Origin of the sequence: Photorhabdus akhurstii (genome assembly GCF_018448925.1) — a bacterium.
GTDB lineage: Bacteria > Pseudomonadota > Gammaproteobacteria > Enterobacterales > Enterobacteriaceae > Photorhabdus > Photorhabdus akhurstii.
Window position 1 is genome coordinate 120,721 of record NZ_RCWE01000008.1, and the last position, 25,569, is coordinate 146,289.

Below are 25,569 nucleotides of genomic sequence, written 5' to 3' on the forward strand. Positions count from 1 at the left end.
TCAGGCGATAGCGGGTTTATTGGTGATGTAATCAGGTAGAGGGAATACAGCGTTGACTTGCCCGGTGCCGGAACTGGCAAACAATTCAGTCAGAAATTCCACTTTACCGTCATACTTATCCCAACCAAGTAGTCCTAATAACATCACCGTATCGTGCATATTGCCTTCGCCATAACAATAATCTGCATATTCCGGCAGCATTTTGCAGAACTCTTTGAATTTGCCCTCTTTCCAGAGCTGAACTACCCGATGATCCATCTGTTCGTCGAATTCTCGGGTGTAACTGTTCATGCCCTCTTCGGCACGCTGATCATCAATAAAACGGTGAGAAAGGGAACCGCTGGCGAGTACCGCCACGGTGCCATCATATTTCTCAATCGCTTTCAGAATCGCTTCCCCAAGACGACGGCTATCTTCAAAAGCATGGACAGTGCAGAATGCGGAGACAGAGACAACTTTAAAATGCCGGTCACTGTTCATGTAACGCATTGGAACCAGCGTGCCATACTCCAGTTTCAGGCTTGGGATTTCATGCGCTTGAGCACGCACGCCGACATTGCGTGCTTCTTCTGCGATCATTTGTCCCAATTCAGGATTGCCGTCATATTCATAGCTCATATCCCGGATGAAGTGGGGTAATTCATTACTGGTGTAAATGCCGGAGAAATGGTCGGCGCAATTGATGTGATAGGCACTATTCACCAGCCAGTGTGTATCAAACACAATAATGGTATCGACCCCCATTTCGCGACAACGGCGGCTAATCTCTTTGTGACCATCAATGGCTCCTTGACGGCAACCGTGATGCTTTCCCGGTAATTCAGACAGATACATGGATGGCACATGTGTAATTTTGGCTGCTAACGCTAACTTACCCATAAAATCCTCATTTGATATCAGGACGGCGAACCGGAATTCGCCGTGGTTAACGCTGATGAAACGGTTAAATTCCCCAACGCGGGATATGATGATCCCCCATAGAGATACAGACGTTTTTCATCTCAGCAAACACTTCAAAGCTGTATTCACCGCCTTCACGGCCGGTGCCGGAGGCTTTCACGCCGCCGAATGGTTGACGCAGGTCACGGACGTTCTGGGTGTTGACGAATACCATGCCGGCTTCAATATTACGGGCCAGACGCAATACTTTGCTGACATCTTGCGTCCAGATATAAGAAGCCAGACCGTACTCCACATCATTTGCCAGGCGCAGACCTTCTGCTTCATCTTTGAATGGCAGCAGGCAGGCGACAGGGCCGAAGATCTCCTCCTGAGCAACTCGCATACGGTTATCAACATCCGCCAGAACCGTTGGGCGTAGGAAATTGCCCTCTTTTAGGTGCGCCGGTAAATCAATCGGTTTATCTGGGCCGCCAGCCAGCAACGTGGCGCCTTCTTCTATCCCCAGACGGATGTAACCGGAGACTTTTTCCCAATGCGGTTTGCTGATAAGTGCGCCGATCTGAGTGTTTGGATCTTGTGGATCACCCACCCGTAAACGATTAGCGCGTTCAGCAAAACGCTTAATAAACTCAGGGTAGATACTTTGCTGAATAAAAATACGTGAACCTGCGGTACAACGTTCACCGTTGATAGAAAAAATAGTGAACAGAGAGGCATCCAGTGCCCGTTCAATATCAGCATCTTCGAAAATCAGAACCGGGGATTTTCCTCCTAGCTCCATTGAATATTTTTTCAGGCCGGCGTTTTTCATAATCTGACGGCCGGTTACGGTACCGCCGGTAAACGAAACCGCGCGTACATCGTGATGTTTCACCAGCGCGTCACCGGCGGTAGCGCCATATCCCTGAACCACATTCAGCACACCGGCAGGGATACCGGCTTCTAGTGCCAATTCGCCTAAACGGTTTGCGGTTAATGGGGAGAGTTCTGACATTTTCAGCACTGCGGTGTTACCTAGCGCCAGACAAGGGGCAACTTTCCAGGTGGCGGTCATAAAGGGCACGTTCCACGGGGAAATCAGCGCGCAAACGCCGACGGGTTGCACCAGCGTATAGTTGAGCATCTTGTCATCAACGGGATAGGTATGGCCGTTCATTTGCTGACAAATTTCAGCAAAGAAGTTGAAGTTGTGAGAAGCGCGTGGGATCAGGACATTTTGTGTTTGATGAATGGGCAGACCGGTATCTTTGGTCTCCATTGCGGCGATTTCAGGCACATTTTCATCGATCAACTCACCCAAACGGCGCATCAGGCGTGCACGCTCTTTCATCGGCAGATCTGCCCATTTGGGGAATGCTTCCTTGGCGGCGGCGACGGCTTGATCAATCTCCTCTTGACCACCGGCAGCGACTTCTGCCAGCACTTCGCCGGTAGCAGGATTTGTTGTTTCAAAATAGGTTTTACTGCTGACGTTTTTGCCGTTGATCCAATGGTTAATTATGGTCATTACAGGCTCTCCTCATACTCTTGCTGGCTGACAATACGGTTGACCAGACGCCCAACACCTTCAACTTCAACAATAACTTCATCTCCCGGCGCCACATCGGATAATCCTTTTGGCGTACCGGTGGCGATCATGTCTCCCGGTTGCAACGTCATAAAGTCACTTAGATAAGCGATCAAGAATGGAATATTGAAGATCAGATCAGCGGTTGTACCGCGTTGACGTAATTCACCATTAACCCAGGTGCTTAGTGTCAGATTATGTGGATCGGGTACATCTTCTTTATCGACGAACCACGGACCGATGGGCGTCAATGTATCGCGGCTTTTTACCTGGAGATTAGGGCGATAATAATTTTCCAGATAGTCACGGATTGCGTAATCGTTACAGACGGTGTACCCGGCAACGTAATCCATCGCCTGTTCTTTGGTGACTTTGTGGGCGGCTTTGCCGATGACAACAACCAGCTCCGCTTCATAATGCATGTATTCCACATTATCAGGGCGAACGGAGACCTGACGATGACCGGTCAGCGTATTGGCGGCCTTGATAAAAACCAGCGGTTCTTTGGGGGGCTTAAATTCCAGCTCGGTGGCGTGATCAGCATAATTCAAACCGAGGGCGAACAGGGTACCGTTTGCGGGGGGCAACCATTGGACGGATTCGCCGCTGATTTTGCTGCCATCTGTCAGACAGACATTTTCCTGTTCATCGACAGTAACAATCAAATCGCAACCTTGATAGTGAACTCTTGCGTGTTTCATGCTTTTTCTCCCGCTTGCACAACCTGATTTTCCAGTGATGGGAAACCTGCTGCCCGAATAACAACTTTGTCGCCCGGTTTGATAGCGACACGTTGGTGTGGCGTCCCAAGCAGGATCACATCTCCCTCTTTGAGGGTTGCGAAATCACTTAATGCTGCGACTAATTCCGTGGCTGAACGCACCAGATCGGCGGTTGACCAGCGATCGACTTCCTGACCATTGATTTCGGTAATGATATCTAACGCATCAATGGATTCAGGATGAGCCATTTGGCCTATAGGACAAAAACCATCACGACACTTAGCTTTAATTGCCGGACGATAAAAAGCGGTTTCAGGCAGGCTGACTTCATTAGCTAATGCATAACCTGCGATATATTCGGCTGCGTTTTCGATAGCAACTTTGCGGGTGGTTTTACCTATTATTAATGCCAGCGTCGCGCCGCTTTGAACCTCTTCACCTGCCGGATGGGGAATCGCTTCACCGGAGGTGATAACGGTATTCCGTGGTTTAATAAACCACACAGGTGTCTTAGGTAAAGTGCTATACGGTGCTTGCTGAAATGAGTCATGCCAGAAATCTACCTGGCTCTGATGGTTGAGGGCTACGGCGAAGACAGTGCCTTTCATTAACGATTCCTCATGAACTTAAACTGGTGGTTTTAAGATGCATTTATTAATATATTAATAAACCACAAGGCGCACTGTTGCAATATGTTAATGTGTTTGTTAATTTTAATTGTGATCTCAGTAACAATATCTCTACTAAATTTATTTTTTATCGTTATTAATCAGTGTGTTAATCTTTTTGTGGATAAAGTGATTGCTCCTGTATTAACCTTTTATTAACCTGATTTTCAGAGTTTATTTTTATTTACTTATTAATATTTTTATGATTTTTTCTTTGTGGTTGATTGAGGGACGTGCTAGTCTTTTTTATTGTGGTTATAGAGTGAGATAGCACTCGTAAATCAGTAATTAACTAAATAAGAGCCTTCATTACCCATGCATGAATCTCTGACAATTGCATTACTTCAAGCGCGAGAAACCGCGATGGGTTTTTTTCGCCCAATCCTTAAAAGTCATAATTTGACTGAACAGCAGTGGCGTATTATCCGTGTCCTGGCTGATAATCGGTCGATTGATTTTTATGATTTATCTTGCCAGACCTGTATTCTTCGCCCAAGTTTGACTGGGATATTGACTCGCATGGAGCGTGATGGCTTGATCTTTCGTCTTAAACCGATGAATGACCAACGTAAACTTTATGTTTCTTTAACCCCGGATGGTCAGAAACTTTATGAAAAGGCGAAAGAGCAGGTGGAACAGGGATATCAGGCTATTGAAAAAGCCTTTTCGCCGGAAAAACTGGTTCAGCTTTCAGCTTTGTTGGAAGAATTAATTGCTGTGGGCAATAACTCACAGATAAATACGGAAAAGGATATTAAATAAATAGCATCTTTATTGAAAATGATGGTAATGAATAATAGTAAAATTGCTGAACAGAATCAGCAATTATCAGTTTTGGCTATTGAATAACTAACGTTAATATTTCCTGTGGGTAGATAATAAATTGCCCACGAAATATTGTGCCTGTTGGGTAATGATGGGTGAGCGTTTCCCGCAACATTAATGTTATTTCATTATTTTCTAGGGATAGGGCAGTAATTTCAGCCGCTTCAAAGCCAAAGAACCGTTTTACTTGTGGATATAGCGCTTTATACAAGCTCTCTTTTACAGAGAAAGCAAGGGTAAACGCTTGTTCAAGTGGTAAATGACAATGTTTTAGCAGTTGAATTTCCCTGTCATTCACAATCATTCTTGTGATTTCATCCATATTTTGACGATCGACGATAGCTTCTACATCGACACCAATTAATCTGTTATGAGTTTGCGGCGCAGCCAGCACAATTGCACAATGAGTTGAATGAGAAACAGAACCGCAAATACCTTCCGGCCAGATTGGAGCGCGATCATTACCGGAGATCAAATTAAATTCCGGTTGCCCTAATTGCGCTAAAAGTTGTCTGGCGCAATAACGAGCCGCCAGATATTCAGCCCGCCGTTTCTTGACGGCTTTAGCTAATGTAGCAGGGAAGGGGAGATTTAATTGATTGAACAATTCATCGTGATAATGTGAAAGTTCAAAACGAGTTTGCCAGAAATGCACTTGGGGGTTATTAACAACCGTTCCATACTCGATTTGAGTGATAAATCCGTTGTCATATTCTGGCAGCGGCGCTTGATTGGTGTGTATAACTGTCTGTTCCATGTTGATTATCCTGATAATGAAATATCCTACAGTCTATACTTAATATCACTCATATTGAACGGTAAAATGTGCTGTGGCATTAGCTTTTCCAGCTGTTATTCTATCATCGGTTTGGTAATAGCGGGCAGTGAAAGGTAAATTATAACGAGCATTCCTGTCAGAATGACCGACGACAAATGGTTTCCCAATAGGAACGGGTGTTCCCATATATAAGATTTGCACACCAACCCCTTTTGCTGTATTTGTTGGATTATCTTTGTTTAATTGAATAATACTCTCTGGGGCGCCATTGATTGTTCTTGCTGAAAATGTAATGGTAGGTTCGATTCTTTCTGTACATTCAATGCCGATATTAAAATCAGCATGACCGGCAGTTGTTCCTTTTCCTTTAAACGAAGAACTATAAACATCATGAAATCTAACGGTTTGATCGCCAGATAGCGCCATACAGCCTTGAGCAGTAACATGATATCTTGTTTTATTTCTTATTGTTATTAGACGGATGCCGTTCGATGTTTGTAATAGGGAAATTATTCCAGCATGTAGTGATCTTCCCGATTTAATTGCGCCTTCTTTATAGAGATAAACATCAATATCACCGATATCTTTCCAGGTGATTTTTTTCTTTTCTGGAGGATAATAGATATAACTTCTGCCATCCATTGTGGGATATTTCATATTATTTAAATTACCGGTAGAAGCAACAAAATATAAATAGAGGTTATCTATACCTGTTGTTAATTTTCCGGTCCCATGCTCCGTATTACCTGCCATGCTAGGATAAACACTTTCACCAAAAACCAAATATCCGTTGTCATCACATGAAAAAATAGGATCATTTATATTAAGCCCCATACTGCTAGCTAACTGTTCAGCACTAAATCTGGCGACATGAATACTTTTAGTGTTTGATGTATTTAAGTTTAATTTAAGTGAATTTAAATCAAAATATACAGTGCCGCTACTCGTTGTGGATTCTGAGATGCAAGCAGCATATACTTTATTGATACTAAACAGTAAAACAGCAGAAATTAATAACCGTAAATAAGATTTCATATCTATGCCTGTTGAGATTTATTCTTAATTACTGACAACGCAATTTACTAATAACGCAATTTACTAATAACGCGATTTATTAATAATACAACGAAGCGAGAGTAGCGCCATTATCTTCCCGATATAATTTATTAGTGAAATTAATATGGCAGCTTTATCTAGTGTCTAAATCAGGTTTTAATTCTGCTGTATTATTAACATCACTGAGGAAAATGTCTCTTGTTTCTAATGTTATCGTGATGTTAATAATTTAAGTTAAATTATATGGTTTGTAAAGCTATTTGTATTCAATTGTAAATTGCACTGATGCATTAGCGGTTCCACCTGTTATGGTATCATCAGTTTGATAGTAATGAGCGGAAAGGGGAATAGAATAAACCCCGATCCTACCGGAAGGAGTGACTGTAATCGGTTTTCGCATAGCAACAGGTACTCCTTTATGGATCATTTGAACACCAACGCCTTTAGCTTCTTTTCCTGAACCGTATTTGTTTAATCTAATAACACTATCCTTATCTTTGTCAGGTACTTCTGCAATGGTTTCTCCTGAAAAAACTATGGTAGGAAGAATATTACCTTTGCATTCAATCGATATATAAAAGGAAAAACGTTTACTTGCTGCTTGCCATTTCCCATTGAAATCAGAAATTTTATGGCGGCCTAAAACCAGTTTCCGGTATGGTGTTGATGTCATACAACTGGTATTTTCAATGACATTTTCTTTGTCATATTTGATTCTTATTAACTCTTTATTATCATATGTTGATAAAGATGAAATTAATCCTTTTTTTAATTTATCTCCTGGTGTTAAATCTCCATCTTGGTAAAGGTACACCTGTACTTCACCTATATCCTTTAAACTTAATTTTTTATTTTCAGGATTACTTTTTCCACTTCCAAGGTATTTTACGTAAAAATATATATTATTTGCATTTGTTTTTATCAGGCCGCTATCGTTAGGATTATTAGCAGATGCTATTCTATTTGGTGCTGTTTTAAAGAGAATTGTTGCATCACTGTCACAATTAGCAATAGCTGAGTCAGCTTTAATATCTATTTTGCTAGCTAGTTCCATTGGTCCATATTGTGCGATGAGAATATATGCGTTATGGTTATTACGTGAATTGATAATTTCATTTATATCAACATTTAAATCAATTGCTTTAAAATTCTTGCTTAATTTACATGAGGCAATTGATTTTGTAACATTGAATAATGTTAATAATAATATTGCTAATATAATTAGTTTGTTTCTCATACTTTCCCTGAATAAATACTACTTTAATTACTGACAATGCAATGAAGTCAGAATAATACCATTAATTTTTTGATATAATTTACTATCAAATTGAATATGACAGTTTTGTTTATCGCCTAAATCGGCTGTTAATTTTGCTGTGTCACTCACACCACTGAGGAAAACTTCTCCCTTTTCATTCACCATACCATTAACGCCATTTGGACCCGTAATGACTGTGCCGAATGGAAGTTTCTTACCGTGATGTTGTAAAGTTAAAAATACTCGATGACCAACACGAATAGAATAATCCGCCAATACTAAAGCCCCCTTGGTTGGAATGACCTTTGTGGTTGGATTATCAATATCTACGTCATCACCGAATGTATTGGTATCAAGAGATAACATATTTTCCCGATATTGCGATATATAAGGCACAACGGTATATCCTCGCCAATCTGTACTGATAGAGGTATTATTCAGTACCTTGGCATTGGTTGCTCCGGGGGCACGAATTAAAGCACTGGAGCCGCTTTCGCTAATATTTTGCGCCAGGGTAACGCCATAGGGATGGGCAATAATCGCTCCCTCTAATCCATAATTAACCCGCTGATTTTTTCTATGATCAGTAGTGTAACCTACATTAATTGAACCATATGAACCTCGGTAATATAAACTAGCGGCATTACCTGATTCTTTTTCTTTCTCTGATTTTTCATAACTGTAATTTTGAGAAATAGTATAGTTCAGATTCTGTTGTTCCAGTAAAGAGCCGGATAATGTCATTGAATGCTGGCTGCTGCCGTTGATGTTATAGGAGGTATCATAATCTACCGATGCACTATGATTGTTTGATGGCAGCCATTTATCCAGAGGAATACTGATATTGAATGAAAATACTTGATCGTTATTAATGTTTGAGCGATTACGATGGTAATTATAGCTCAATGACAAAGAGATATCACGAATATTAGTATTATAGGACATAGAATATGACTGATTCTTACTGGTTTTATCTTGCCAGTAATCTTGTTGCCAGGCCGATAATGAAAGGCTGCCATATTGCCCTAAGCTTTGGCCCATTGTTATTTGCATCCGGTTTTTAGGCGCGCTATTTCTGTTATTATCCGTAAATTGGTGGTTATTATTGGTATAGTTATTATAGGAATAGTTATTAGCATCGCTAAAGCTGTAATAACCATTGGTATTGTAGCGATAACCTGCCAATGTCACCGTTGTATTGGTTTCAGTAAAACCTTTACTGTAGCGTATTTGATAAGATTGTCCGCTTTTCTTTTCTCCATTTGGGAAATGAGTTGCTGCATTGGTGACATCGATTGATACCGCGCCAATTTTTCCTAAATTATGTCCTAAACCTAATGCATGACTTTGATAGTCAGAAGAAACAATAACTCCGCCATAAATGGTGGTGCTATCCCATAGCCCGTAAATAGCTTCTGTCTGAATAAATCTTTTTTTACTAGCCTGTTTGCCACCGCTGAATTTACCGATATTAGCAAAATATTTCATTTGACCGGAACGGATCATCAATGGTGAGGCAGCAAAGGGCTGAGTAAATTTTCTGACATTGCCATTCTCTTCATAAATGGATATTTCCAGATCACCATTCAGGTTACTGGGGTAAATATCAGTAATTTCAAAAGCGCCGGGTGGAACAAAAGTTTGATAAATAATATTATCTTTCTGGTGCACTTCTACTCTTGCGTGAGTCATCGCGATACCGCGTACAACAGGCGCAAACCCTTGTTGGCTATCTGGCAACATTTGGCTATCAGACATCAATTTAATGCCATTAAAGGTGAAACTATCGAATACCATGCTATCGGTGGATGTTTCGCCTAATACCAGTCGAGATCTCAATGGTCGAATATCCCGTTCAGCATAGGCTTTAAGCGATTTCCATTCAGATGTTGTACCGGTATGGTTGTAGTAACTATTATGACGAATTCGCCACGGACCTAAATTAAAGCCGCTACGTAAATTCAGATATTGATTCTGTTCACTTTGATTTTTGTTCCAGGATTGCATTCCTGTTAAATGATAATTGGTGAAAAACATCGGCAAACCATCATCCCATTGATCAGGAGAGATATCTCCCCTGATTTGTGATTGCATGGCAGCTTGCGGAAAATTCAACATCAGCGTCAGAGCGCTTAAATCCAGTTCTGCTGACGCCTGTTTAATATATTTTTCCGGTTGAGAAATGATCTCTTGTTCAGCAAGGGATGCTAATTCTGGGAAGCTTGCTGTTTTTACCCCGATTTCTTTCAATAAACTGATAGATAATTCAGGACAAAGTTTTTCACCACAGTTAATAAAGGATAGGCTTTTAACGCCGATATCCTTTTTATTGACGATAACATTAACTTTATAGACGCCTGGAATGTGGGAGTCCGTTTTTGCCAAACTCTCCAGATTAATATTTTCTTTGTCTTCGTCTGATAGTTGTAATGCATTGATATCGAAATACAGCTCTGCATATGCTGGCAACGATAAACAACAAATCATTAAAGCAAAACTGATTATTTTTTTCACAATACACTCATCAGACAATATTATCAGAAATTAAACTGGCGCTCTTCTGTTGTGCCACCGTAATCATTGATAGCAGTCAGAGTCACGTTTTTTATGCCATTTTGGGCTGAAAATACCTTATGACTAAAAGGGGGAATAAATCCGGGTCTGGGTATTAATGTTCCGTTAATTTTCATCTCATTAAGATTAACGTAATAAGCCGTGGGGTTAGTTAATTGAACACCATTGGCATTACGTGATGCTTCCAAACGATTAATAGCATCATTAGCATCGTTATCAGATAGCCCGGATGGACGATAAATCAATTTGATAATGTTTTTTATCGTGATGATCATCTTGCTATTGTCATTTTTTTCAACTGCCGGAATCGCATTGACATTGAGTAAAAATATCGATTCCCTATCCGCAGGCAGATGATTGCCGATATATGAAACACGAATTTGGTGCTCGCTCTCTTTCGACATCTTAAACAATGGTGGGGTAATAACGAACGGTACTTTATTTTGACTGTTATCGATATTATCTACCCACGACTGTACAAGGTAAGGTCTTTCTGTATCCGAATTGGTGATAGAAATTGTGGCTTCTTTTTGTGAGCCATTATAGATCAGGCGAGTTCCGCCTAAGGTTATTCCTGCCTGTGTCTGAAATGTAAATATGGCAAGAATAAATGAAATAATAATACGAAACACTTTTATTCCTTAAACTAAAAATGACTCACAGGATGAAATAAATACTTGTGTATTATCTTATGGGTAAGAAATTGTAAAATTTATATCGCGGGTAAAACTACCTGCGGTGACTGTAGCCGCGGTTGACACTAATTTAGATTCAAGATTAAAACTTGTATCTCCTGCTACACCGGGTATTTTAATAGAATCTCCAGGTTTTATTGGAGTACTACTACCTGATTTATATAGAGCAATAGCAATATTTTTAGCTGTACTAGATGATAAAATTTTAAAATAATTACCATCGCTAGTTTTATCTGTATCATCAAATTTAACATCAAATCCTTTCAGATCAGGACAGCCTGTAAGGTTAACTGTGAATGATTTAGGATCAGAGAATTTTCCTGCCTTTCCATCTAATTTCGATTTATGTACATTATCAAAATTTACAGCTATATCCTTACCAGAAGTACCTTTAACAGTGCAAGTTTGTTCAATAATCGTTCCTCGGAATTTAATAGTTCCATCATAAGATAATGCACTGAAACTACTAAAAATCCCTAATACTGCTACTAAAGAAGCCAAAATAAAATTCTTTTTCATTTAAAAATACCTTACCTTAATAAATATGTGTTTTAGTCCTGTCTATACAATAGAAATATACATCCAGCCATTATTATAGTTTAATGGTTGATGATATCATTAAAGTCATTTTTACATGGTAATATAATGCAATCGCATATTTAACCATTTTTTACATATATCTTTAATTTATCCTAACTTAGTCATTGTTTCTCACCATGTTATAGTCTGCCTCATCTATATTCATATTATTGATAATAATGTCTGATATTAATTTCTTTTCAGAAAAGAGTTGTTTTATTCTCTAAAATATCATCTATCGTTATAAATCTACTCGTGTTGTTAATAATGATTCTTATTTTTATTAAGATGTTCTAAAATTTTACGACACGATAAGTCTCGTGTTAATAGCAAAATTCTTTTAATGTATTGCTAATAATGCAGTGAAAAGTGCTTATAGGCAAGGTGTATAGTACATATGGATAAATTCATCTTCACTATTTTTACTGAAATGGAAATTCAATAGCGATATTAATAAAAGTAGTCTATAGCTACTCAACGCAACACACTAGTATCTTACTCAAAGAAAGTGAATATTCTGATTGGGCGAACCGTAATATGTAATGCCATCGCATTAATGACATCAATACGATCGGATAAACTGCCATCTTAACCACAGTTAAGATAACGAAAATTTCTTCTTATTTTTGTTAGAATCTTAAGTTGATTTCCAATCCAGAGTTTCTTCTTTGTTTTAGGTCTATTTCTCACTCGACGGAAAATAGTATTAACTAAAATATGATCTTTTTCAACAACTTAAACAAAAAAATAGTATTTTTTTTGCAATTAATTAAAATTTCTTTCTATTTCATTGTGTTATAAGATTAAATTAATCGATTGATTGAGTTAATTCAATTAAGAAATAATAATGATGTTTATTTAATGTCTTATTTTTCATCATGATATAAATTAGACAAATTGATTCATTTTTGTCTTATTATTAATTCGGATATTCTATTGCTATTAGTGTGACTGTATATTTCATCATCAAAATCATTAATCACAGTTTTAGTCATGGAAGAAATTAACCGGGCTGGAACCGAGCGTTAACAGATGTCAATCTATGTGGTGTATACATTTAGCGTTTCTGCCTGGTGGAGTAACATCGAAACAGTTAACAAGTTACTGTGCATTCGCATGAATAAGTGCAAATAACTTTACCTACAGCTTGATTCGAATAATAAGAGTGTTTTTTCTGGAGAGAGCAATTTAAAAACTGCCTGATAGATATCTTCCAGAGGAATATTGTTTACATTTTGGGGATCATAAAGTGTCACACATTGGTTTTCAGAAGCAAGGGGAGCCCAATTCTCCGGCTTAGTGACACCATAGAGAGCAACCAGTTTTTTGTCTAATGCGGCGGCTAAATGGCATATTCCACCATCACCAACAATAATCAGATCTGTGCTGTTGAGAAGTGACAAAAAAGAGTGTAGTGATTGACACTCTACTATCTGAGCTTGATCTCCTATCATTGCAAGTAACTTCTCAGCATGTGATCTGTCATGTCGAAGAGTGGAGATAATAAATCTCACATCTGGAAAATGATTTCTAATTTTTTGGGCAATTAATGCTATCCGTTCATGAGTAATACAGCTACTTTGCCGATTATTTGAGACAGAAAATAGGATAGTGGGAGAGCCATGCTGTTTGATTGGTAACAAATATTGAGATGAAATTTTAGGGAGTAACTCAGAGGACAATTTGTTTATTTCAGAATCAAATGTTTTTAATATTTTGAGTGATTGATGATATCCCTTAATATGCTGCGGACAGGTTGGGTAATTGATTAGCTTTTCGTGCCATTGATGCGATTGTGTTACAGCATAACGTTTTTTGGCCCCTAAAAGCCATAAAAATAGGTTATTCAGTTTCATGGGAGTGGGCTTTGCTGAAATGGCGATATCAAAATGTAATTTACGCCATTTCAACGCGGTTCCCAGAGTAGTGATATATTTATTCCCTTTTGGAATAATGTGTGTAGTTATTTCTGGACAGAGATAATCGGCTAATTCATTGTTGTTAGATTCGAGAAATAGATGAATCTCAGCTATGGGAAATGTATATTGTAAATATTTGATTAATGGCTGAGTACAAATCAAATCACCAAGACCATTACGGCGTAAAATTGCAATTTTCATTTGTTGTTAACTAACATATGGAAAAATAGTGCTAATAATATTGTAATTTTCGATACCTTGAAGTGATTATGGTAACTTTTGTATCCGCGAATTGCATACCGTAAGTAATACGGAAATTCTTAGAATCGCTTGCATTGAACTTGTCATAATTGGGGAACAGCGTAATTTGCTCTCCTTATGGATATCCACTTGTTGATGGGTGATTCGATATCGATTATCTCTGTTTTCTGTAGGCTATTGAAGTGTCCAGAATTACCGAGTCATCACAGCTTTCTGATATAGATTTCAGAAATAACAAACCGGTTGTGCATGAAGCGACAACCGGAAAATGGGCTTTTATTTTACTAGTTTCGGGATATCACCGCTGAAATCAATCCACGGGTTGGTGCCCAGCATCTCTGTACCATCAACACTTGGTTCGTCATAGCGCATAACAAAATGCTTCGGCCCGTGGGCAAATGCCACGAGTAGTCCATCCTTAGCATCCAGGAAGCCAGCATGCATTCCGAGTCCGGGATAGCTAAGACGCCAAGCGGGATCGCCAGTTTCCACGCGTCCTATCGATAGTTTTGCAATCTCTCCGGCCGGCAGACGGAAGAACCAGGTCCACGGGCCGCCAGCCACAACCGTCATGACTTCATCAATACCCATCCCGTCTTCAGAGCTGTTCACGTGCAGTTTGCCGAATTTTTCAAGAACGGTTTTTCTGGCTTCAACCGAAATTGCTTTCATATCGTAGACCTTGGGATAAGGTGCGACACCTATTTCCGATATCGACAGAAAACCGCCGCGGTGAGCTTCCGGCTGGCGGCCAGCCAGTCGGATTTGCTCCAAAAGTTCTCCGCGGTGTAAAGAAAATAGCGAAATCAGTTTCTCGCTCTCTTCTCCAGTGAGTGCGCGCGTTTTTGACACTTCAAGAATAGGTTTAGCTTCTTCAGGGATCGGAGCTGTACTGACTCGAACGCCGACGGAAAATAAAATCTTGTTGATATTCTCAATGCCAACAGTTGGTTGACGTCCATCAAGATAAGATAGGACAAGATTTTCTGATGCTGAAATAGCGGAATTGTTCATATCTACACCCCAATTTTGATGTAACCGGTAAATTCATCTGCAAAACCGAGTATAGAGAGATGGATAGTTTATTAAAATGCCTGTTATGTGAAAATATTATACACTGATAGTAAACAATTTTGATCCCTCGCTGATATGACCACTACTTTTCATGACCAGTTTGCTTGGCATTTATTTCAATCGGAAATTTGCTACTTAAGAGATTGTCGGTATTCAGAAAAAGTAAAAATGAAGATAGGGCGAGTGCTGTGATTTTGTAATAAAGCGTCCGTTAAAATCACAAGATATTCAGCAAGTTTCATCCAGTGCATTGACAAGGAAGTCGATAAAAGCCCTTGCCTTGATAGAGCGCTCTTTATGAAAGGGTTGTATGGCATACAGTGCCTGTGTGTCCGCTTCCCATTCAGGAAGCAGTCTGACAAGTTCGCCTGACTGTAGCTCATCAATGACCAGTAATTCAGGCAGTAAAACTACGCCGTGTCCAGAAAGGGCTGCCTGTTTGAGCGCAAGCCCGTTATTCACCACATAGGTTCCGGGCTTAAGGTCAACGACTTTCACATCATTTTGATTGTGAAACATCCAGCGCCGTGGAGAAGAAGATAAACTGTAGATAAGACAGTTATGAGAAGCGAGATTTTCAGGGATGAGTATTTTTTCAGAAGCTTCAATATATGCCGGTGAGGCGCATAAGACTCGGGGCACTTTTATCAGCTTCCTGGAACGAAGGCTGGAGTCGCTCAGTTCGCCTCCCCCACGTATCGCAACATCTATTCCATGCTCAATAAGATCGGTATATTTATCGCTCATGACCACTTCGACAGAAATACCGGGGTGAGCGTGTGTAAACTGGCATATTAGTGGATTTAATACCTTGAGCCCTATAGACATTGGAATACTCACTTTTATCGAGCCTGTCAGAGTGTGAGAAGTTTTCATAACGGATAAGTCAGCATTCTCAAGCTCATCCAAGATGTTGCATACCTGATGATAGTAATTCCTGCCACTTGCGGTTATATGCATGCTTCGGGTCGTTCGGTTAATTAGAGGGCTTTTAAGATGCTCTTCAAGCTCATTGATGTTCTTACTGATAGCAGCCTTGGATAAGCCTAGATCTTGGGCGGCGGCTTTGAAGCTGCCTAGTTCCACAACACGCCGGAAAACGTTGATTGCTCTTAACTTGTCCATAAGCACCACTGTTGAATGAGTTTAACTGGCAGGTGTATTAATAAACAGAGATAAACGATTATGTTTGATCATATGTTATTTTATGTCATTCTGTTATCGAAATATGCAACTCACCATAATGTTAACCAACTGAATTTACCTATGACAAGCCGCAGGATGACTATGGCTGCCCGCAGGGCGAAAAACTGATTTATACCCAAGAAACTTCAAGATGCAGTTTTTAGCACCTGAAAATGGTCGTTAATTCTCGACATCAGCGAGGCCGCTATATCAGGTAGTGTTGTGGTGAAAAATTTGAATACTTTGTCTCGAAATTCATGTTTATCAGCGAAATAACGATTATTTCGAACCTGTTCATTCATGACCTTCCATAATCGCTCTATCGGGTTTAAATTTGGGCTATAGGGAGGAAGGTAATGTAACTCAATATTGCTAACATAAGCCCACTCCTTCACAAGATGAGCTTTGTTGTAACCCGCCCCATCCACAATAAGATGAATTTTTTGATGATAGTCAGGATAAGATTTCCTTATTTCATTGAAAAAACAGCAAATGTTGTCGTCATTGATGGTTTGATATTCCTGGAACACCGTACGACAAATGGCATTCAGGTTGAGCGCGCCCAAGATATTCAGGCGAGTTCGGCTTCCTGTTGTTTTGACTGTTTTTTCTCGCCTTTTCGCATTCAATCATAACCGAGTTTGGTGCCTTGAGTCGGGTGAATCGCGTCAAGAAAGAGGATGGGGTCGTCTTTCGCGGCGACTTTAAGATTTTCATAATATTCAATAAATTGTCTCTGTTTTTCTGCATCGAATTTATGAGGGATCCCACAAGGCTTTTTATAAGAAAAACCCTGACGGTGTAGCCATTTATTCATGCTGGGAATGCTAAAGGTAATATTCCAGAGCTGAGCAACATAGGCCACGATTTCATGTGTGTGATGGAAAAGATTTTGAGATAAATGGTTGATTAAAAAATCAGTTTGCTCTCGAGAAAGTAAACTATCAGACCCCCCATTATCAGATTTAAGTTTACCTTGATTGAGATAATCACTGATATGGCGGTCAACGGTGGTCTGATGGAGTCGCAATGCCTGGGCGATCATCACAGAACTCCATCCTTCAGAAGCCAGAAGGATAGCTTTTATTCTGTCTCGTACTTGACCATCACGAGTGGTGTCGTGAAGACGCTCAAGTTTGATTTTTTGTTCTGATGTAATGAATATTTTCATAGCGAGGATAATGATCTCCATTTCGGATAAAATTAAGCATCTTCAATGATTACGGGTATATAAATAAAAGGGAAAATGTATGAGCGATTGGGAGGCTGTCCCTGTATTGGCTGCATTGGATCTAGATGAGTTGGTTGACTTTTACACAAGTAAACTTGGGTTCCATTGCGACAATTTTGTTCCTAATGAATATGCGATAATTAGCAGAGGGGAAGCTGAAATCCATTTTTGGGCATGTAACGATAAGTACATTGCAGAGAACACTTCTTGCTATATTTTCGTGAAAGATATCCAAAGTGTGTTTCAAGAACTACAAGCGCAGACTGAAGTCTCTCCGCTTGCGGAAACTTCATGGGGCATGTTGGAGTTCCACCTAATTGATCCAAGTGGAAATTTACTTAAGTTTGGGCAGCCAGTTTAGTTGTTTAACGTTCTCCCCAACCCCTGTTTATTCAAAGTATATGGACATCGAACTTGAAAAATCCATTCAAACGTATGGCTTCTTTTTCCGCTGAAAAGAAGATAGAAATTGCCAGAAAGGTCAAGCAACTAAGTAGCGCAAGCAACACTGAGCAGAGTAAAAAAGAAAGGCATGCTGATGAAAAGGAGGGCGGAGAATCATTCATAGAGTGGTTGAAACTTCATCAGGAAAATAACAATGGAAATCAAAAAGGAAGAAGCTCTGTCCCCTGTTACAAGTTCTCAGTTTAAGGCTGTGGTAGCTGAGTCAGATAAGCGACACCCATTCTATTGCCTACAATATTCCTGTTGCACTGCAGATAACAGGCAGTCTTGATGTTGCCAAGTTAAAGCAAAGTTTTGTAAAACTGGTTGAACGCCATGCATGCCTGAGAACGTGTTTTCCGGTGTTCGACGGCATTCCTTCTCAATGTGTCCTGGAGCAATTACAACCTGTTTTTATACAAAGTGTAAAAACACATGAAGAGGTGACTGACTACATACACAAGCGGGTAAAGATGAAAGCATAAAAAACCGTGGGGCAATCATTTAAATGCTCCCCTCGGACGGCAGTTCTGAATGGCGAGCTAAAAGGCATAGGTATCCCAGCGTCAAAATTAATGAACTAGTCGGAATATGGTTGATGGTTTTACATTAGCTATAGCGGCATAAACGCCAATGTAGTGCCCCACAAATTTTTATGCTCTATTCTATATTGTAGGGATAATTTTCATTTTTTCATGTTGAATTTTTTATCGTCATCCTCTCTGGTTTTGCACAGTATGCTTCCTTATATCGGGTAATCATATGATTAGACTCTAATCACTGTCTGAATAAGTCACATTTTTGTCAAGCAACCCGATAATACTAAAAGTACGCCAGGCACAGCGCTAAATAAAACAAACAAGGATGTTGTGTATGACAACTGAAATCCCTCCTCTGTCACCGACGTCTGAAGCTGAAATTGACAGCTTGCGGCGGGAGGTTTCTCAAGAGACCCAACCCAGGTTGTTGTCGTTAAAAAAATGTCTGGGGTATCTGTCAATATTGCTTGTTATTGTCAGCATAGCGTTGCTGGCATTCGTGGTACGGCAGCAACATCATCAGTTAGTGGAATTTCAGTCATTGATGCGAAATGGATCATTCCAGCATTTGCCTGATGAGGTGCAAAAGCTGCATGAGCGGCTTGATAAAGCGGATACCAGCTTTGTCTCCCGTCAGGACTGGCAAATGCAAAATGACCGGTTTCATCAGGCATTGATAGCGCAACAGGGATCCGTCAACGACCAACAGAAATCGCTGGTATGGTCAGTGACTGATTTAAGCCGTGCGCATCAGGATCTTACCGAAGCAGTAAGTGTATTGAAAAATACCGTGAAACAGCAAGAAATGCGCGTTGACGCATTAATCACGTGGAAATCTCAGCAGGAAAAGTACTCTGGTAGAAAAGCGGGCACACCTGATCGGGAAGTTCTTCGAGCGAAGAAACGGATAGTGGCTCCTTTCATGCTTTCTGGTATTGAACGTCGGGGAGAACAAGTTTATGCCGTTATTATTCCACGAGACACAGATCCTCATTCCCAAATATCTCAAATGCGTTTACTGACTCCGGGTGAAAGCGCATTTGAATGGACGTTGGTCAGTATCTCCGATCATCAGGCTTTGTTCCAGGTACAAGGGCACCGTCAAACCCTGTCAGTCAATGGAGGGTAATGATGAGAAAAGATTTTTTCAGCCAGAGGAAGGGGGTGGTGCTGATTGGCGTTGTTATGTCTCTGTCAGCTTCGGCGGCACAGGTTGCTATCTCTGAACAGACAGAGACGGGAATGAAAGCGACTCAGCAACAGGTCACGCAGGCTGAAAACCACCGTATTCAGGCGCAAATATGGGGGCTGACAGAAGCAGAGTTTCAGCGTTATCAGCAATTGATGCAGGGGCAACGGGGCATTCAGTCTCCCGGGCTCTATCCGTTGAGTGCATTGGGCATTGAGGCCGAAACAGTACAAGCGCGTCAACGTTATGCAGAATTGTGGGTTAAACAGGAATATGTCCGTACTGAAAAAGAGTTGGCGTTCCAGCGGGCGGTGGATGCGGCCTGGAAGCGTCTGGCGCCGAATATTTTGCCGGTTAATTTAGGGAAGGGGGACGGAATCGCACAGGGTAATCAAGGGCGGCTGGCGTTATTTGTGAAAGAGGATTGCGCGGCTTGTGATACCCGGCTGGCTGCTGTCTTGTCAGCTGACCGTGAGGTGGATATTTACCTGGTAGATAGCGAAGGCAACGATGATGTTTTACGTACCTGGGCAGGTAAACATCATATTCCATCAGAAAAAGTCCGTAGCCGAAAAATCACGCTTAATCATGGCAAAGGACACTGGCGACAATTTGGTCAGGGGAAAATGCCGGTCGTACTACAACATGAGAATGACGGATGGCGTGTGGTGGCATTTTGAGTCTCGCTGTGGCGGGAAGTCTCTTTTGGATGACAGAAGGTATGGCCGCTGCGGTAAAACAGGTCGTTCCGCCTGGGTACCAGCAGATTGCGCGGGTTCATGGCGTACCCGCTGAAATGCTTTATGCGTTGGCACTGGCTGAATCGGCAAAACGTTTGCCACAGGAGAAACATGAACGCCCCTGGCCGTGGACGCTCAGTGTGGCTGGAAAAAGTTATCGTTATGCAACCCGACAAGCGGTCTGGCAGGCGTTGCAGGGATTTATGCGTAGCGTACCCCTCAAACGTATTGATGTGGGGATTACTCAAGTGAATTTAGGCTGGAACGGCCATTATTTTCGTTCTTATTGGGATGCATTGGACCCCTATACTAATCTTCATGCGGCAGCCCGTATTCTGAAAACCTGTTATCAATCCAATCCGGGTAGTTGGTTGAATGCGGCAGGCTGTTATCACCATCCCGCTGGCGGTCAACCCGCGAGTAAGTATCGGAAAATCGTCGCACGTAAACTGAGTACGCTAGAAACCCGATATCTTGTTTTGTCCACCAATATTGCTGTGGCTAATACGACACAGACCTGGATTGAACCGAAGGAAAAATAAAGAAGATGTTAATCCGTTATCGCTGCCGTTTATTTTTAATGATGATGATATTGACGCCCTGCTCTCAGGCTGCACTGACTATTGTGGCTGATTTAGGTGGACAATCTACAGCAGCGTATTTTGATGCCATTAACGCTCAGGACAATGAACCGACGACTTCTTCAAATACGGAGGCGGCCCCGCCAGATTTAACCGAAGGGGGCATGTTACCGATGGAAACGCCGGAATTGTCTCCCGGACCTGTTGACGCTCGTCCGTTGCAATTGCCGGGAATGGGGGCGTTGTTCATGATTGGGGATGATGCCCGGTCAAAACAGTGGTTGAAGAAAAATTTGGTTGGCCTTCGGAAAAAGCAGGCGGTGGGGTTGCTGGTCAGTGTGCGGGATAAAGCACAATTGGATGAACTGCGTTAGCTTGCAGAGGGATTGGTATTAGCCCCCGCTTCCGGCAGTGATTTGGCCCGGCGGTTGAACTTGCGGCATTACCCAGTGTTGATAACCGATATCGGTTTAACTCAGCAGGTGCGTTGATGTGGCCCCGTCATCCTATAGTTTATGTGGGTCTGGACGCTTTATCGGATGCAGAAGTGGCTTCGGCAGTAGGCAATTCCATGTTCGCAGACTTGGTTTCCGTTGCTGGCCATATCTACAAATTTGGTCTGGATGACGGTTTGCCAGAAAGTAAAACGAGAAAACTCCCCATTAGCTTACATTGTGATGAATTCAATGAGCTGATGGGCGATGAATTTATTCCGCTGATTAACAAGGGGGGCGGTGCCGGGATAGAGGTAACCGCTTACACTCAGACCTTGTCTGATATTGAAGCACGCATTGGCAGCAGTGCTAAAGCGGCACAGGTAACAGGAAATTTTAATACCTTAGTTATGTTGCGTGTTAGGGAAAATAACACCGCTGAGCTGCTAACCTGCCAGTTGCCAGAGGTGGAAGTGTACACTAAAACTTTGGTCTCCGGGATTACTGATATCTCCAGTCCGGAGCAGGGGAGTCACTTTACCTCTAACACTCAGGACCGGGTTAGCACGATCAGAACGCCGTTAATTACCCCTGCCGAGGTGATTAATTTGCCGAAAGGTCAGGCATTTGCTCTGCTTGAAGGGGGACGGTTATGGAAGATCCGGATGCCGCTGCCGACAGTCGATGATGATGACCTGATGCCGGCAAGTCTGCAAAAAATCGCTGATGATATGCGTAAACATTACCGTACCAGTGAATCCTGGTGGTCAGCGGGCTAATGCCAAGTGACAGTCAGGCTGACCTGGATATGATGTTAAATCCAGCGGTGCTGACTCTTGATGAGGAAGCTGACGATGACGCAACAGAAAACTAAATCGCAGCAGATTCCACCGAAAAAATCAGGACCATTAAAAACAGTTTTGTGGGATTTTCCGTGGATACTTATTGGCTTGTTGCTGGCTTCGTTGTTTTTCAGTCTGGTGATTGAATATTTTGGGATAGCCTTTTTCTGGCCGGAACAGGGAGAGAGACACAGCCAACAAGTTATGATCACGGAAAGCGGTTGGTTGTCTAAAGAGTTTACCCGCAGCTTACTGTTATCAGAGCCCGCTACTACGCTCAATATCTGGTTAAAATGGGGTTATCAGTGGGTGCTTGTAGACAGTGGTACACTGGACTGGATTAATCAACAGCATACAGTACAAGCTCGGAGCCATTATGAAATGGTGAGAGAGTTGAGCGATTGGAGTGTATGGCTGGCGGAAAGTTTGCGGAAGTACCTGTTGGCAACGGTATATGTGACCGTAACCTTTATTATCCGGCTCACTATTCTAGTGTTGTTTTTGCCATTGTTTGTGATGGTTATAGGTGTTGCTGTTGTTGAAGGACTCAATCGACGTGACTTGAGACGTTATGGTGCCGCTTATGAATCGAGCTTTGTCTATCATCACGCCAAACGGTTTGTGAAACCGGCGTTTTGTGTACCCTGTCTGTTATATCTCTCCTGACCATCGGCTGTGTATCCTAATTTACTCTTGTTACCCGCAGCTCTCCTATTAGGGCTTGCTATTACCGTGATGATGAGTACTTTTAAAAAATATCTTTAGAGGTAAAAGCGGTGTGATGTGGATTGGTTGGTAAAACGTCTCAAGTACCTCTTTAATAATAGTAAGAATGATTTTATGCCTTTATGTTGCTGAAAGATATGGCCTCCAAATACGAGGCCAACGGTTATAATACTTACTTAGCAGTATATTGGTTATTCTCATAATGACACGGAAGATGGATACAGTAACCAAATTGAGGGGAAATTCCTTTCATTTGTTAGGGGGTGTTTTCATCATTATGACTGAGTTCTGCTTCCAGTTCCTCAATGCTTGGCAAGCTGGATTTTAAGTCCTCTGGCAATGTACGGGTTAACTCGTAATCCGAAACGCCAATTGGTTTTTGAATACCGCGCAAGGCATATTCGGCCAGTATCCGGTCTTTGGTCTGGCACAAAATCAAACCTATGGTGGGCTGATCAGTGGAATGCTGTAGCTTTTCATCGACCACAGAGCAATAGAAATTCATCTTACCGGCATGTTCAGGCTTGAACTCTCCTCGTTTCAGCTCGATCACAACGAAAGCCCTCAAAGTCAGATGATAAAAAAGCAGGTCAAGGTAATAATCTTGTTCGCTTACGGTAATACGATATTGTCGCCCCACAAAAGCAAATCCCTCGCCGAGTTCAAGTAGGAATTTTTCAAGGTGTTTGAGAAGCTCCGTTTCCAGCTCACGTTCTTTGAAGGGTTCCGATAGGGTGAGGAAATCGAAAACATAGGGATCCTTCAGGGTCTGCTGTACCAGCTCCGATTGAGATACGGGTAACCGGTTTTTGAAGTTGCTGACAACCGAGCCTTGCCGGGCATAGGCATTGCTTTTGATCATATGAAGCAGGGAGTCTCGGCTCCATCCCTGTATCAGAGTCTGTTCTGCATACCAGAATCGCTCGGTTTGATCCTTTATCCTCTCGATCAGCAGAATGTTGTGACCCCACGGCAATTGTGCCACAGGCTGTGGCACAATTGTCGATACGGGCTTTCCGGAACCTTGTTGCTCCATTCGTGGCAAGGCGTACTCGCGGTAGAAACGTAGCATGCGTTTCAGGTTCCTTTCTGAGAAGCCTTTGACCTCTGGCAATTCATTAACAATATCCCGTGCCAGCTTCGGGATGATCCCTGCTCCCCACCCTTGTTGCTCCTGACGTTCATGGAGCATGTGACCGATGTCCCAGTACATCTGGATCAGTTCAGCATTGACGGACTGCGCGGCTCTGAACTGACCCCCACGGATCCGTTCCTTTACATCGGTGAGTAACGAGGTGTAAATCTGTAGTTCTGATGTCATGATTATCTTGTTTCTTTCAGTATTTTGTAGACGGTGGAGCGGTTAATACCCAGTTGCCTGGCAATCTCAGAAGCCCCAAAACCTTCATCTTTCATTACCAAAACCTGTTGTCGGTTTATGGACGGAACCTGACGCCCTTGGCTTCGATTCGCCCTTCGTTAGTTTGTTCCAGTCTCCGTTGCCGTTCGGTCTGAGCCACGGTTGACCGGATAGTGCTCCTGTCGTCCAAGAACCAGACGGTTACATCCATCTCAAGCAGGTAATAGTTGTGTTCAGTGGTGATATTAGAAAATATCAATTATCAACCCGCTTATTTTAAGTGAGCCAGGATGTTTATAGCTCTGTTTCAACCTTAAATTCAAGTACCCAAAATTTTCAAAATCAGATAAACAATTATTCACTGTAATCGTTACTCTTTTTCGTCACTCTGTTGATGTATATATCTACGCAGATTTAGGGTAATGCTATGGTTTATTTCCGTTTATTTTCCCATAGTCTTTTTGTCCTGACGATACTAATGAGTTGGCCTGTGCTGGCCGGGGAAAAAGATGAGCTGGCCACCACACTCAAACAACTTGACCAGGTGCAGGCCAGTTTGGAGCATGCCCGGGTTTTGGCCGTTCAGGAGGGTCAGGCAGACCGTTTTTATTTTGATTATCTACGTGCTAACCGGGACCTCAATATTGTCCGTGAAGGCATTAACCGCTATTTGACCCCCTCCCGTGCCCAACCCGGGATTTCTTCGGCTGCGCTGGATGTGACCGGTCAATATCGTCAGGAGCGAATACGGTGAACGAGGTACAACGCAATGCATTCAGGGCCGCTTCCGGCAATCTCGATCCCCATGTGATGCCATTTCTCTGTATCGGTTTACTGATAGCGGTGCTGTTTCTCTGGGCCGCATGGGGAATGGTGGACGTCTGGCAGGGCTGGGCCAATGAAAAGGTCCGTGAAGCGGCGATGAGCCGTTTTGTCATTCGTGTGGCGTTGTTGCTGGTGATGGCTATCTGGATGTTTGCCAGCTAATCGGTTTTTTAACCTGTAATGGAAAAAAGGGGAAAGGAAATGGATCTGTTAAACTGGGGATGTCAGTCACTGTTCCGCCTGTTTGTCCGTATCAATACCTGTGTAGTGTCACTCAGTGTGCTGGCTTATCTGGTTTGTCAACCCGTGACAGCGGCATTGCCAACGGTTGAACCGCCTTCCAGCGGGAGTGGCGGCGGCATTTTTAATACCGTCAAAGGTTACTTGCAGGACGGCATCGTGATAGGCGGGCTGGTCGTTGCCGCGATCGCGTTTATCAATGTGGCGACAGCGGCAATCCATACTTTTTCTGAAGTTCGCAGTGACAGAGCTTCCTGGACTAAATTTGGCGCGATTGTGGTGGTTGGCGTGGTGCTGTTAGTGGCGGTTATCTGGTTGCTGGGCAAATCGACTGCCATTCTCTTTTAACCCCAG

Annotated in this window: 26 protein-coding genes and 4 pseudogenes; 13 read left to right on the forward strand and 17 right to left on the reverse strand. The window is 42.0% G+C overall.

The features are described from left to right. The 4 genes from hpaD to EAE93_RS11550 form a co-directional block, all read right to left on the reverse strand. Complete coding sequence (gene hpaD, locus EAE93_RS11535; RefSeq protein ID WP_036807978.1) at positions 1-879, reverse strand: 3,4-dihydroxyphenylacetate 2,3-dioxygenase; 879 nt, start codon at positions 877-879, stop codon at positions 1-3. Between the two features lie 64 nt (positions 880-943). Next, positions 944-2,410: a 5-carboxymethyl-2-hydroxymuconate semialdehyde dehydrogenase gene (gene hpaE / locus EAE93_RS11540; RefSeq protein WP_214039701.1), complete on the reverse strand. Its 1,467-nt coding sequence runs from the start codon at positions 2,408-2,410 to the stop codon at positions 944-946. Further along, complete coding sequence (locus EAE93_RS11545) at positions 2,410-3,171, reverse strand: fumarylacetoacetate hydrolase family protein (protein WP_214039702.1); 762 nt, start codon at positions 3,169-3,171, stop codon at positions 2,410-2,412. The genes hpaE and EAE93_RS11545 overlap by 1 nt, the downstream gene beginning before the upstream one ends. Further along, positions 3,168-3,800 carry a fumarylacetoacetate hydrolase family protein gene (locus tag EAE93_RS11550; RefSeq protein WP_214039703.1) on the reverse strand — a complete coding sequence of 211 codons (633 nt, stop codon included), beginning with the start codon at positions 3,798-3,800 and terminating at the stop codon, positions 3,168-3,170. Before EAE93_RS11550 ends, EAE93_RS11545 begins: the two co-directional genes overlap by 4 nt. Before the next feature lie 375 nt (positions 3,801-4,175). Between EAE93_RS11550 and hpaR the strand changes: the two genes are divergently transcribed. Beyond that, positions 4,176-4,622, forward strand: a complete 447-nt coding sequence (gene hpaR, locus EAE93_RS11555; RefSeq protein WP_214039704.1) for a homoprotocatechuate degradation operon regulator HpaR — start codon at positions 4,176-4,178, stop codon at positions 4,620-4,622. Between the two features lie 76 nt (positions 4,623-4,698). Here the strand turns inward: hpaR and EAE93_RS11560 are convergent, their stop codons facing one another. The 10 genes and pseudogenes from EAE93_RS11560 to EAE93_RS11605 all read right to left on the reverse strand — a co-directional run bounded on the left by EAE93_RS11560 (position 4,699) and on the right by EAE93_RS11605 (position 17,235). Next, positions 4,699-5,442 carry a 4'-phosphopantetheinyl transferase family protein gene (locus tag EAE93_RS11560; protein ID WP_214039705.1) on the reverse strand — a complete coding sequence of 248 codons (744 nt, stop codon included), beginning with the start codon at positions 5,440-5,442 and terminating at the stop codon, positions 4,699-4,701. A 45-nt stretch (positions 5,443-5,487) separates the two neighbouring features. Beyond that, entirely contained in the window at positions 5,488-6,498 is a 1,011-nt protein-coding gene (locus tag EAE93_RS11565) for a fimbrial protein (RefSeq protein WP_214039706.1), read from the reverse strand. 277 nt (positions 6,499-6,775) lie between these two features. After that, positions 6,776-7,756 carry a fimbrial protein gene (locus tag EAE93_RS11570; protein WP_040150311.1) on the reverse strand — a complete coding sequence of 327 codons (981 nt, stop codon included), beginning with the start codon at positions 7,754-7,756 and terminating at the stop codon, positions 6,776-6,778. Between the two features lie 27 nt (positions 7,757-7,783). Next, positions 7,784-10,291 carry a fimbria/pilus outer membrane usher protein gene (locus tag EAE93_RS11575; protein ID WP_332008858.1) on the reverse strand — a complete coding sequence of 836 codons (2,508 nt, stop codon included), beginning with the start codon at positions 10,289-10,291 and terminating at the stop codon, positions 7,784-7,786. Positions 10,292-10,314: 23 nt separating this feature from the next. Beyond that, positions 10,315-10,983 (reverse strand): fimbrial biogenesis chaperone, encoded by a 669-nt coding sequence (locus tag EAE93_RS25305; RefSeq protein WP_110086127.1) that lies wholly within the window; start codon positions 10,981-10,983, stop codon positions 10,315-10,317. A gap of 57 nt (positions 10,984-11,040) precedes the next feature. Beyond that, the gene (locus tag EAE93_RS11585; RefSeq protein ID WP_110086126.1) at positions 11,041-11,565 is read right to left on the reverse strand and encodes a fimbrial protein; all 525 of its coding nucleotides are present in this window, start codon (positions 11,563-11,565) and stop codon (positions 11,041-11,043) included. A gap of 1,196 nt (positions 11,566-12,761) precedes the next feature. Then, on the reverse strand, positions 12,762-13,745 hold the full coding sequence (locus EAE93_RS11590) for a glycosyltransferase family 9 protein (protein WP_110086125.1): 984 nt from the start codon (positions 13,743-13,745) through the stop codon (positions 12,762-12,764). A gap of 336 nt (positions 13,746-14,081) precedes the next feature. After that, entirely contained in the window at positions 14,082-14,819 is a 738-nt protein-coding gene (locus EAE93_RS11595; protein WP_036807946.1) for a hypothetical protein, read from the reverse strand. A 288-nt stretch (positions 14,820-15,107) separates the two neighbouring features. After that, entirely contained in the window at positions 15,108-16,004 is an 897-nt protein-coding gene (locus EAE93_RS11600; RefSeq protein WP_036807943.1) for a LysR family transcriptional regulator, read from the reverse strand. Positions 16,005-16,210: 206 nt separating this feature from the next. Beyond that, positions 16,211-17,235 (reverse strand): annotated as a pseudogene (locus EAE93_RS11605) (IS630 family transposase). Positions 17,236-17,314: 79 nt separating this feature from the next. Here EAE93_RS11605 and EAE93_RS11610 point away from each other — a divergent pair. The 9 genes and pseudogenes from EAE93_RS11610 (at position 17,315) to EAE93_RS11650 (ending at position 22,829) form a co-directional block, all read left to right on the forward strand. Then, positions 17,315-17,656, forward strand: a complete 342-nt coding sequence (locus tag EAE93_RS11610; RefSeq protein WP_036807940.1) for a bleomycin resistance protein — start codon at positions 17,315-17,317, stop codon at positions 17,654-17,656. A gap of 53 nt (positions 17,657-17,709) precedes the next feature. Continuing rightward, positions 17,710-17,946: a hypothetical protein gene (locus tag EAE93_RS11615; protein ID WP_105398616.1), complete on the forward strand. Its 237-nt coding sequence runs from the start codon at positions 17,710-17,712 to the stop codon at positions 17,944-17,946. Positions 17,947-17,966: 20 nt separating this feature from the next. Further along, complete coding sequence (locus EAE93_RS25540; RefSeq protein ID WP_391529937.1) at positions 17,967-18,224, forward strand: condensation domain-containing protein; 258 nt, start codon at positions 17,967-17,969, stop codon at positions 18,222-18,224. A 388-nt stretch (positions 18,225-18,612) separates the two neighbouring features. Continuing rightward, a complete protein-coding gene (locus EAE93_RS11625; RefSeq protein ID WP_214039708.1) occupies positions 18,613-19,407 on the forward strand; it encodes a hypothetical protein in 795 nt (264 codons plus the stop codon). Positions 19,408-19,409: 2 nt separating this feature from the next. Continuing rightward, positions 19,410-20,147, forward strand: a complete 738-nt coding sequence (locus tag EAE93_RS11630; RefSeq protein ID WP_214039709.1) for a TIGR03759 family integrating conjugative element protein — start codon at positions 19,410-19,412, stop codon at positions 20,145-20,147. Then, entirely contained in the window at positions 20,126-20,749 is a 624-nt protein-coding gene (locus EAE93_RS11635; RefSeq protein WP_415186285.1) for a transglycosylase SLT domain-containing protein, read from the forward strand. The genes EAE93_RS11630 and EAE93_RS11635 overlap by 22 nt, the downstream gene beginning before the upstream one ends. A 5-nt stretch (positions 20,750-20,754) precedes the next feature. After that, positions 20,755-21,279, forward strand: a pseudogene (locus EAE93_RS11640) (integrating conjugative element protein). A 17-nt stretch (positions 21,280-21,296) separates the two neighbouring features. Continuing rightward, a pseudogene (locus EAE93_RS11645) lies at positions 21,297-22,001 on the forward strand (TraM recognition domain-containing protein); the annotation flags it as partial. A 75-nt stretch (positions 22,002-22,076) separates the two neighbouring features. Then, positions 22,077-22,829 (forward strand): annotated as a pseudogene (locus EAE93_RS11650) (TIGR03747 family integrating conjugative element membrane protein). Positions 22,830-23,046: 217 nt separating this feature from the next. Here EAE93_RS11650 and EAE93_RS11655 read toward each other — a convergent pair. Genes EAE93_RS11655 through EAE93_RS24520 form a run of 3 tightly spaced genes read right to left on the reverse strand, consistent with a single transcriptional unit; the run spans position 23,047 to position 24,409 of the window. Continuing rightward, on the reverse strand, positions 23,047-24,111 hold the full coding sequence (locus EAE93_RS11655) for a PDDEXK nuclease domain-containing protein (protein WP_214039710.1): 1,065 nt from the start codon (positions 24,109-24,111) through the stop codon (positions 23,047-23,049). Positions 24,112-24,113: 2 nt separating this feature from the next. Next, a complete protein-coding gene (locus EAE93_RS24515; RefSeq protein WP_235201075.1) occupies positions 24,114-24,206 on the reverse strand; it encodes a helix-turn-helix domain-containing protein in 93 nt (30 codons plus the stop codon). A 20-nt stretch (positions 24,207-24,226) separates the two neighbouring features. Further along, positions 24,227-24,409 (reverse strand): hypothetical protein, encoded by a 183-nt coding sequence (locus tag EAE93_RS24520; protein ID WP_181148678.1) that lies wholly within the window; start codon positions 24,407-24,409, stop codon positions 24,227-24,229. A 168-nt stretch (positions 24,410-24,577) separates the two neighbouring features. On the opposite strand from EAE93_RS24520, the gene EAE93_RS11665 reads away from it, so the two are divergent. The 3 genes from EAE93_RS11665 to EAE93_RS11675 are packed head-to-tail and all read left to right on the forward strand — an operon-like array spanning position 24,578 to position 25,563. Then, positions 24,578-24,904 carry an integrative conjugative element protein, RAQPRD family gene (locus tag EAE93_RS11665; RefSeq protein ID WP_250150990.1) on the forward strand — a complete coding sequence of 109 codons (327 nt, stop codon included), beginning with the start codon at positions 24,578-24,580 and terminating at the stop codon, positions 24,902-24,904. Continuing rightward, complete coding sequence (locus EAE93_RS11670; protein WP_036807926.1) at positions 24,901-25,137, forward strand: TIGR03758 family integrating conjugative element protein; 237 nt, start codon at positions 24,901-24,903, stop codon at positions 25,135-25,137. The genes EAE93_RS11665 and EAE93_RS11670 overlap by 4 nt, the downstream gene beginning before the upstream one ends. Before the next feature lie 39 nt (positions 25,138-25,176). Beyond that, positions 25,177-25,563 (forward strand): TIGR03745 family integrating conjugative element membrane protein, encoded by a 387-nt coding sequence (locus tag EAE93_RS11675; protein ID WP_250150991.1) that lies wholly within the window; start codon positions 25,177-25,179, stop codon positions 25,561-25,563. Positions 25,564-25,569: the final 6 nt, after the last annotated feature.